Raw genomic sequence first — 7,291 nt, forward strand, 5'->3', positions numbered from 1 at the left:
GGGTATGAGCCACCAACCGGGATCGCGTGGATTCGACCTCGACGCGGCGTTCAAGGCGTTCGGCGCGGTCGGGATCGCCATCTCCGCCGCGCTCATCGTGGCCGTGCTGGCGCTGACCGACCCGTTCGGCGAGTACGTCACCGCGTCGCCCGCCCTGCTCGGAACGCTGTTGTACGGCGCGCTCGTCGTCGCGGTCGGCTACACGACGTACGCGCTCCGCCGGCGCTGACCGGGCGCGGTCCGCCGCCGACCGACGACGCCGCCGGGAGACATAAACCGCTCGCGGGCGGACGGATTCGTATGACAGACGACCCGAGCGACGCGGCGGTGGAGCGCTTCCTCGACCGAGCCGAGAGCGCGCTCGACAGCTACGATCAGGGGTACGCCGACGCGGACGCGACGCTGGCGACGCTGCGCACCCACGTCGACGAGCTGTCGGCGAGCGTCGAGGAGTCCGCTACCGAAGGTTCCGAGGACGACGGTTCCGACGAGGAGAGCGATTCTGACGCGTGAGAGCGAGCCCGTGAGGAGCCGGGCTCGAAGCCGGAGGCGCCCGGCTACGGGTGCGCGCCGATCAGCTCCCTGACGCGGCCCACGTACTCCGCGAAGGCGGCGTCGCCGCGCTCGCGCGGGCGTTCGACGTCGACGTCGACGACCTCCCGGACCCGGCCGGGCTCCGCGGCCATCACCACGACCCGGTCGGCGAGCGTCACCGCCTCCGCCACGTCGTGCGTGACGAAGAGGACCGTCTTGCCCGTCGAGGCCCACACGTCGAGCAGTTCCCGCTGGAGCATCTCGCGGGTCTGCGCGTCCACCGCGCCGAACGGCTCGTCCATCAGCAGCAGGTCCGGGTCGACCGCGAGCGCCCGCGCGATGGCGACGCGCTGTTTCATCCCGCCCGACAGCGACTTCGGGTAGGCGTCGCGGAACTCCGCGAGCCCGACGAGGTCCAGCATCTCGTCGACCCGCCGGTCGCGCTCGGCGGCCGACCGGTCGCTCCGTTCGAGCCCGAACCCGACGTTCTCCTCGACGGTCAGCCACGGGAACAGGTGGTACTCCTGGAACACCACGCCCATGTCCGTCGTCGGGGCCGTGACCTCGGTGCCGTCGAGCAGGACCCGGCCGTCCGTCGCCTCGGTCAGCCCGGCCACGACCCGGAACAGCGTCGTCTTCCCGCAGCCGGACGGCCCGACGAGGCAGACGAACTCGCCGTCCGCGACCGAGAAGGACACGTCGTCGAGCGCGCGCACCGGGTCGCCGTCGCCGTCGGCGTCGTACGTCTTTCCGACGCCGTCGAGGGCGACGCTCGCCGCCGCGGGAGAGCGGGGCGCGCCGGGGCCACCGGCAGTTCCGTCGTCGCCGGCGCTCCCGTCGTCGTTCACGCCCGCCACGCCAACACCCTCCGTTCGACCGCGCGGAACGCGACGTCGACGAGCAGGAACATCAGGCTCAACACGAGGATGTACGCGATCGCCCGGTCGACGCGCAGGTTGTTGCTGGCGCGGATGATCTCGCGGCCGACCCCGGGGACGCCGAAGATCTCCGAGGCGACGACGAGCATCCAACACCGCCCCAGTCCGGTCCGGATCCCGGTCATGATCCCCGGCATCGAGGCCGGCAACACGATCGACCGGACGGCGTCGAGGTCGCCGCGGACGCCGAGCGTCCGACCCACGTCGAGCAGGTCCTCGGAGACGCCCTCCACCGCGCCGTACGCCGCGTAGAAGTTGATCCAGAACGCGCCGACCGCGATGATGAACGCCGCGCCGGCGTCGTTGATCCCGAACCACGCGATCGCGAAGCCGATCAGCGCGAGCGGCGGGACGGGGCGCAGGGTCCGGACGAGCGGCGCGGTCAGGTCGTCGAGCACCCGGCTCCAGGCGAACGCGACCCCCGCGGCGACGCCGAGTCCGGTCCCGACGGCGGTGCCCGGGATCCAGTGGCGGACGCTCTGCGAGAGCGCCGCGATCATGTCGCCCGACGCGAGTTCGCTCGCGAACGCCTCGCCGACGGCGATCGGCGAGGGGAGCACGAACGGGTCCTGGGTGAGCGAGACGGCGTGCCAGACGAGGAGGAACGCCGCGACGCCGGCCGCCCCGCGACGCAGGCGCCGGCCGCCGCCGAGCCCGACGCTCGCGAACGCCCCGTCGCCGCCGACGCGCGGTCCGGTTTCGGTCGCCATCAGAGCGAGTCGTACACCCCGAGGTCGAATATCTCGTCGGTCGACAGCTGCTCGTCGATCTGGCCGTTCCCGGCCGCGAACTCGGAGAACACCTGCGTCGCCTCGGTGATCTGGTTGGGGTCGGTAATGAAGTTCGACAGCGGCGAGTCGAGCGCCTTCCGCGCGCGGTCGACCGGCATCCCGATCCCCTCCTCGACGTGGCCCGCGGTCGCGTCGGGGTTCTCGTCGATGAACTCGGTGGCGCGGACGTGCTGTTCGAGGAACTGCGCGGCGAGCGGGGAGTCCCGGACCTCGTCGCTCATCAGGGTGACCGCGGCGGGCTGGCCGGGGAGGACGTCGGCCGCGGTCCGCAGCATCGTCACCGACGACTCCTCCGCCTGCGCGATGGTCGGCACCGGCTCCATGATCGAGGTGCCGTCGATCTCGTCGTTGGCGATCGCCTGCCAGACGGAGCTCGCGCCGCTGATCTCGATGATCTCCACGCTGTCGTTCGCGGCGGGGTCGACGCCGACGTCGCGGAGCCAGTAGCGGAGCAGCACGTCAGGAACGCTCCCCTGCGGGAACGTGCCGAACGTGAACGGTTCCCCCTGCTCTTCTTCCCACGCCGCGAACGCGTCGGCCCCCTCCTGCTCGAACGTCTCGTGGAACGAGGACTCGGCCATGATCCCCATCGGCTCCCGGATGTTCGCGGCGGTCACCCGCGCGGCGATGCCGCGGTCGATCGCGATCATCGCGGGCACGATCCCGAACATCGCGACGTCGATGTCGCTGCCGCCGAGCGCTTGGACGATGTCGGGGCCGTTGCCGAACTCCTGTCCGGTGACCTCGGCGTCGATCTCGGAGAAGTACCCCTCGCCCTCCATCACGTACCACTGGAGGTCGGGGTAGATCGGCATGTGCGCGACCGTCAGTTCGTCGAGGCCGCCGCCGGAGCCGCCGAGGCAGCCGGCGAGCCCGACCGTCGCAGTTCCGCCCGTCGCCGCGAGGAACGATCGCCGCGACGCTGTCCGCGTTGGTTCGTACATACCGATGAAAGCGGACCCGCGGGCAACACCCTCGCGCCACCAGCAACTGAAGCGTGTTCCGGTGACGTAGCCGAGAACCCGGATCGAACGATTTAGCGGTTTAGAGCGGCCCTGAGACGGATAACCGGATCGAGATTCGTCACCGAATGGCGCAAATATTGCTGCCGCGGTCCGCCGAGTCGTTCCGGCGGGCGATCACGACCGCGGGGTCAGGGTCGCTCCGCCGCATCCTCGTCGAACAGCCCCAGGTCCTCGGCGACGAGGTCGGCGAGCCGGTCTTTGATCGCCGGGTCGACCTCCGCGACGGACTCGCCGCCGTGTTTCTCCGCGTTGTGTCTCTCGAGCGCGTCCGCGAGGTCGTCGAGCGGCACGCGGGTCTCCGTCTCGCACTCGTCGCACACGATCGGGACGGACGGCTCGTTGGTGGACATTACCCCGACGATCGCCCGTGTCGGATATATGCCTTCGGGCGGCGGCGCGTGCGCCGGCGACTCCCGGCCGAACACTTTCGGGAGGACCGTCGCGGTCCGCGACCTTCGCCGCGACGAACCGCCACCGTCTACTGGCCCCACCGCGACGGTCCGGCATGTACGTTCTCGTGACGGGGGCCGCGGGCGGGATCGGCGGGAGCGTCGCGCGCACGCTGGCGGCCGCCGACCACGACGTCCTCGGCGCCGACCGCGACGCGGAGGGGCTCGCGCGGTTGCCCGACGCAGTCGAGACCGCGGTCGTCGACATCCGGGACGAGGCGGCCGTCCGCGACCTGCTCGCGGACCGCCCGCTGGACGCGCTCGTCTCCTGCGTCGGCGGGTACGAGATCGCGGCGGTCGAGGACACCTCGGCGACGGCGTTCCGCCGGCAGGTGGAGACGAACCTGACCGCGGTCCACGTCACCGTGGCCGCGGCGCTCCCGACGCTCCGCGAGCGCGGCGGCCGGGTCGTGGTCGTCGGCTCGATGGTCGGCTCGGTGGCGCTGCCGTACCACGGCGCGTACAGCGCCGCGAAGGCCGGGCTCGACGGGTACGTCGACGCGCTCCGCAGGGAGGTCGGCCACCGCGGAGTCGACGTGGCGCTGGTCGAACCCGGCCCCGTCCCGACCGGGTTCAACGAGCGGGCCGCCGCGGCGGTCGAGGGCGCGGGCGGCGAGGGCCCCTACGCCGACGCCTACCGCGAGTTCGAGGGGTACTCGCCGGCCGCCACGGACGTCGAGTCGGTCGTCGAGCGCGTGGTGGCGGCGGCGACCGACGACCGGCCGCGGACGCGCTACCGGGTGAGCCGTCGAGCGCGGTGGCTGCCGCGGCTCGCGCGCGTCCTCCCCGACCGGATCTACGACCGGCTCGTCCGCGCCGGCCTGCCGGGCGGCGTCCTGTGGCGGCTGCTCCATCCGTGAGGAGCCCGCCCGCATCGAGAACTTCGGCGCCCGTCAGTCGTCCGCGGCCCCGGAGGAGGACTCCTCCGCGTCGTCCGCGGGCACCGACTCGGACGATCCGGGCTCCGTCCGGTCCGGTTCGGTGCCCTCCGGTCCGGCGCCGTCCGAGTCGGTGGCGTCCGCGTCGGTCGCTGCCGTCTCGGCGTGGAACTCATCCGGCGAGGCGTCGATCCGCTCGAACTCGCCGAAGTCGCGCTCGTGGTGGCGGATCATCTGCTCGACGATCCACGCGCTGTCCCGCTCGCTGTACCCCCACTCGGCGTCCGCGTCGGCTACCTCGAACCGGTCGTCCGTGGCGAGCGCGGCGTACAGGTGGTAGAAGCCGAGGACGACGTCGCCGAAGTCCCGGGCCTCGCCGCCGATCTCGCGGCGCTTCTCCGCGAGCTCCTCGCGGCCCGCGTCGGTGAGCGCGAAGTACTTGCGGTCGGGCTCCTCCTCGCGCTCGACGCGCTCGGCGACGCCCTCCTCCTCGAACTTGTAGAGGATCGGGTAGACGGAGCCGTAGGAGGGCTCCCAGTGGCCGCCGCTGATCTCGGTGATCTCGCCGAGCAGCTCGTACCCGTACCGGGGGCGCTCGTCGAGCAGCTCCAAGACGAGGTACGATATCAGTCCCTTCGGCGGGCCGCTTTTCCGCATCGTCTCGGCTTTTCGCGGTCGCGTCGAAAGGGTTTCGGTCACGGCGACACCGGCGTATCGCGGCGTCGGGTCGCGGCGACGGGGGCCGGTCAGCTCAGGTCGGCGCGACGGAAGGCGCCGTAGCCGACTACGAGGGGGACCGCGGCCCAGGCGAGCAGGACGGCGAGGAACACCGCGGGATCGAGATACGCCGGGGACGGACCGCCGAGCGCCGCGTCGGTGGCCGCCCCGCCGAGCAGCGTCCGCTGGACGAGCGCGTTGTACGCGCCGGTCGGACTGAGCCCGCGGACGAGGAGGAACCACGCGGGGACAGCGGTCCCGGGGAGATCGCCGGTGACCAGCAGGTGAACGCCGTTCGGGGCCAAGTCCCAGAGGAGCGTCAGGCCGAGGTACGCCGTTATCGCGAGGGTCATCGCCCGGCTCCGCGTCGCCGTGACCGCCGAGATCCCGACGGCGATCCCGAGGAACGACACGGCGAGCAACACCGTCAGCGCCGTCGTCGCGAGGAACGCGACGACCGGGAGCTCGGCGTAGAGGGCGGCCGTGACGACGCCCGAGATCGCGAACCCCGACGCGATCCCGAGGACGACCGCGCCGCCCCGCCCGAGGAACTTGCCGACGAGGACCTCGCCGCGGGAGGGCGGGAGTCCGAGCAACACCTTCAGGCTGCCCGACTCCCGCTCGCCGACGACGGTGAGGTACGCCGCGAGCAGCGCCATGATCGGGACGAGGAGCCCGGCGAACTGCGACGCGCCGCCGATGGCCGCCTCGGGGCCGCCGCCCGCCTCGGGGACGAGCAGCGGGAGCGCCGCCGACAGCGACGACATCACCGCGATCACCGCGACGATCCCCCAGACCACCCGGGACCGGAGCGCGTCGCCGAACTCCTTGCGCGCGATCGTCGGTCGGATCCCGCTCGCCGCCATCACGCACCCCCGTCGGCGTCGGCGAGGCTCGCTCCGGCGGCGTCCGGACCGTCTCGGTCCGGCGGCGACCCGCCCGTGTAGGCGCTGAACAGGTCCTCCAGCGACGATTCCGCGATCGCGACGTCGAGGACCGCGGCCCCGTCGTCGCGGACGCGATCGATGACGTCGACCTTCGCCGCGGCCTCGGCGACGCGGACGCGGATCGTCCGGTCGTCGACGGCGACGTCGTCGACCCCGGCGACTTCCCCGAGCGTCAGCCGGTCGGGGACCGCGTCGACCGTGAGCGTCACCGTCGAGCCGGTGTCGAGCGCGTCTCTGAGCCCCGCGATGGTGTCGACGGCGACGAGCCGGCCGCGGTCGAGGATCGCGACCCGGTCGCAGACGGCCTCGACCTGACTGAGGATGTGACTGGAGAAGAAAACCGTCTTCCCCCGGTCGGCGTGATCGCGGGCGATCTCGCGGACGAGGCGGACGCCGTTCGGGTCGAGCCCCGACGACGGCTCGTCGAGGATCAGCACGTCGGGGTCGCCGACGAGCGCGATCGCGAGCGCCAACCGCTGTGTCATCCCCTTCGAGTAGCCGCCGACGGCGCGGTCGGCGGCCGCGGAATCGAGGCCGACCCGATCGATCAGGTCGTCGACGTCGTCGCCCGTGCCCTTCAGCGCGACCGCGTACTCCAGGTTCTTGCGGCCGGTGAGCCGCTCGTAGAGCCCGTAGCCGTCCGGGAGGATGCCGACCCGCTCGTGGACCGCGCGCGTCTCGGCCTGCGCGTCGTGGCCGAGGACCGTCGCGCTCCCGGCGGACGGGCGGACGTAGTCCATGATCACGTCGATCGTCGTCGACTTCCCCGCGCCGTTCGGCCCGAGGAAGCCGAATATCTCGCCGGCGTACACGGTCAAGTCGAGGTCGTCGACGGCGAGCACGTCGTCGCCGTATCGCTTCGTCAGGCCGGACGTCCGGATGGCGACCGACTCGTCGTCGGTCGTCCCGTCGGACGGTGGAGGCGCGTCAGCGGGCATACTGCCCCCGACGAGGGGGCCGTACAAAACGCTATGCGAGCGGGACGCCCGGCGCGCGGGACCCGCGACCGTGG

The 7,291-nt window shown here is 72.3% G+C and carries 10 protein-coding genes; 3 read left to right on the plus strand and 7 right to left on the minus strand.

Features of this window, described 5'->3' with window-relative positions; all coding sequences use genetic code 11:
* Nucleotides 1-4 precede the first annotated feature (4 nt).
* On the plus strand, nt 5-229 hold the full coding sequence (locus tag Q0116_RS03140) for a hypothetical protein (protein ID WP_094494510.1): 225 nt from the start codon (nt 5-7) through the stop codon (nt 227-229).
* Between the two features lie 71 nt (nt 230-300).
* A complete protein-coding gene (locus Q0116_RS03145; protein ID WP_297885428.1) occupies nt 301-513 on the plus strand; it encodes a hypothetical protein in 213 nt (70 codons plus the stop codon).
* 44 nt (nt 514-557) lie between these two features.
* Here Q0116_RS03145 and Q0116_RS03150 read toward each other — a convergent pair whose 3' ends face one another.
* From Q0116_RS03150 to Q0116_RS03165, 4 genes are all read right to left on the minus strand, one after another.
* Nucleotides 558-1,391, minus strand: a complete 834-nt coding sequence (locus Q0116_RS03150; RefSeq protein WP_297885430.1) for an ABC transporter ATP-binding protein — start codon at nt 1,389-1,391, stop codon at nt 558-560.
* Nucleotides 1,379-2,182 carry an ABC transporter permease gene (locus Q0116_RS03155; RefSeq protein ID WP_297885432.1) on the minus strand — a complete coding sequence of 268 codons (804 nt, stop codon included), beginning with the start codon at nt 2,180-2,182 and terminating at the stop codon, nt 1,379-1,381. Before Q0116_RS03155 ends, Q0116_RS03150 begins: the two co-directional genes overlap by 13 nt.
* On the minus strand, nt 2,182-3,207 hold the full coding sequence (locus Q0116_RS03160; protein WP_297885434.1) for an ABC transporter substrate-binding protein: 1,026 nt from the start codon (nt 3,205-3,207) through the stop codon (nt 2,182-2,184). Before Q0116_RS03160 ends, Q0116_RS03155 begins: the two co-directional genes overlap by 1 nt.
* A 209-nt stretch (nt 3,208-3,416) precedes the next feature.
* Entirely contained in the window at nt 3,417-3,638 is a 222-nt protein-coding gene (locus Q0116_RS03165; RefSeq protein ID WP_297885435.1) for a hypothetical protein, read from the minus strand.
* Between the two features lie 155 nt (nt 3,639-3,793).
* Between Q0116_RS03165 and Q0116_RS03170 the strand changes: the two genes are divergently transcribed.
* Entirely contained in the window at nt 3,794-4,597 is an 804-nt protein-coding gene (locus tag Q0116_RS03170) for an SDR family oxidoreductase (RefSeq protein ID WP_297885436.1), read from the plus strand.
* Nucleotides 4,598-4,630: 33 nt separating this feature from the next.
* On the opposite strand, the gene Q0116_RS03175 is transcribed toward Q0116_RS03170, so the two are convergent.
* The 3 genes from Q0116_RS03175 to Q0116_RS03185 form a co-directional block, all read right to left on the minus strand.
* Complete coding sequence (locus tag Q0116_RS03175; RefSeq protein ID WP_297885438.1) at nt 4,631-5,272, minus strand: PadR family transcriptional regulator; 642 nt, start codon at nt 5,270-5,272, stop codon at nt 4,631-4,633.
* An 89-nt stretch (nt 5,273-5,361) separates the two neighbouring features.
* Entirely contained in the window at nt 5,362-6,198 is an 837-nt protein-coding gene (locus tag Q0116_RS03180) for an ABC transporter permease (protein ID WP_297885440.1), read from the minus strand.
* On the minus strand, nt 6,198-7,217 hold the full coding sequence (locus Q0116_RS03185) for an ABC transporter ATP-binding protein (protein WP_297885442.1): 1,020 nt from the start codon (nt 7,215-7,217) through the stop codon (nt 6,198-6,200). Before Q0116_RS03185 ends, Q0116_RS03180 begins: the two co-directional genes overlap by 1 nt.
* Between the last annotated feature and the right edge of the window lie 74 nt (nt 7,218-7,291).

It is taken from the genome of uncultured Halorubrum sp., assembly GCF_937146585.1.
GTDB classification, from domain to species: domain Archaea; phylum Halobacteriota; class Halobacteria; order Halobacteriales; family Haloferacaceae; genus Halorubrum; species Halorubrum miltondacostae.

Coding starts and splice junctions, on each gene's coding strand:
- Q0116_RS03170 (WP_297885436.1), top strand. CDS start 3,794: ATGTACGTTCTCGTGACGGGGGCCGCGGGCGGGATCGGCGGGAGCGTC.
- Q0116_RS03175 (WP_297885438.1), bottom strand. CDS start 5,272: ATGCGGAAAAGCGGCCCGCCGAAGGGACTGATATCGTACCTCGTCTTG.
- Q0116_RS03180 (WP_297885440.1), bottom strand. CDS start 6,198: ATGGCGGCGAGCGGGATCCGACCGACGATCGCGCGCAAGGAGTTCGGC.
- Q0116_RS03165 (WP_297885435.1), bottom strand. CDS start 3,638: ATGTCCACCAACGAGCCGTCCGTCCCGATCGTGTGCGACGAGTGCGAG.
- Q0116_RS03185 (WP_297885442.1), bottom strand. CDS start 7,217: ATGCCCGCTGACGCGCCTCCACCGTCCGACGGGACGACCGACGACGAG.
- Q0116_RS03145 (WP_297885428.1), top strand. CDS start 301: ATGACAGACGACCCGAGCGACGCGGCGGTGGAGCGCTTCCTCGACCGA.
- Q0116_RS03160 (WP_297885434.1), bottom strand. CDS start 3,207: ATGTACGAACCAACGCGGACAGCGTCGCGGCGATCGTTCCTCGCGGCG.
- Q0116_RS03140 (WP_094494510.1), top strand. CDS start 5: ATGAGCCACCAACCGGGATCGCGTGGATTCGACCTCGACGCGGCGTTC.
- Q0116_RS03155 (WP_297885432.1), bottom strand. CDS start 2,182: ATGGCGACCGAAACCGGACCGCGCGTCGGCGGCGACGGGGCGTTCGCG.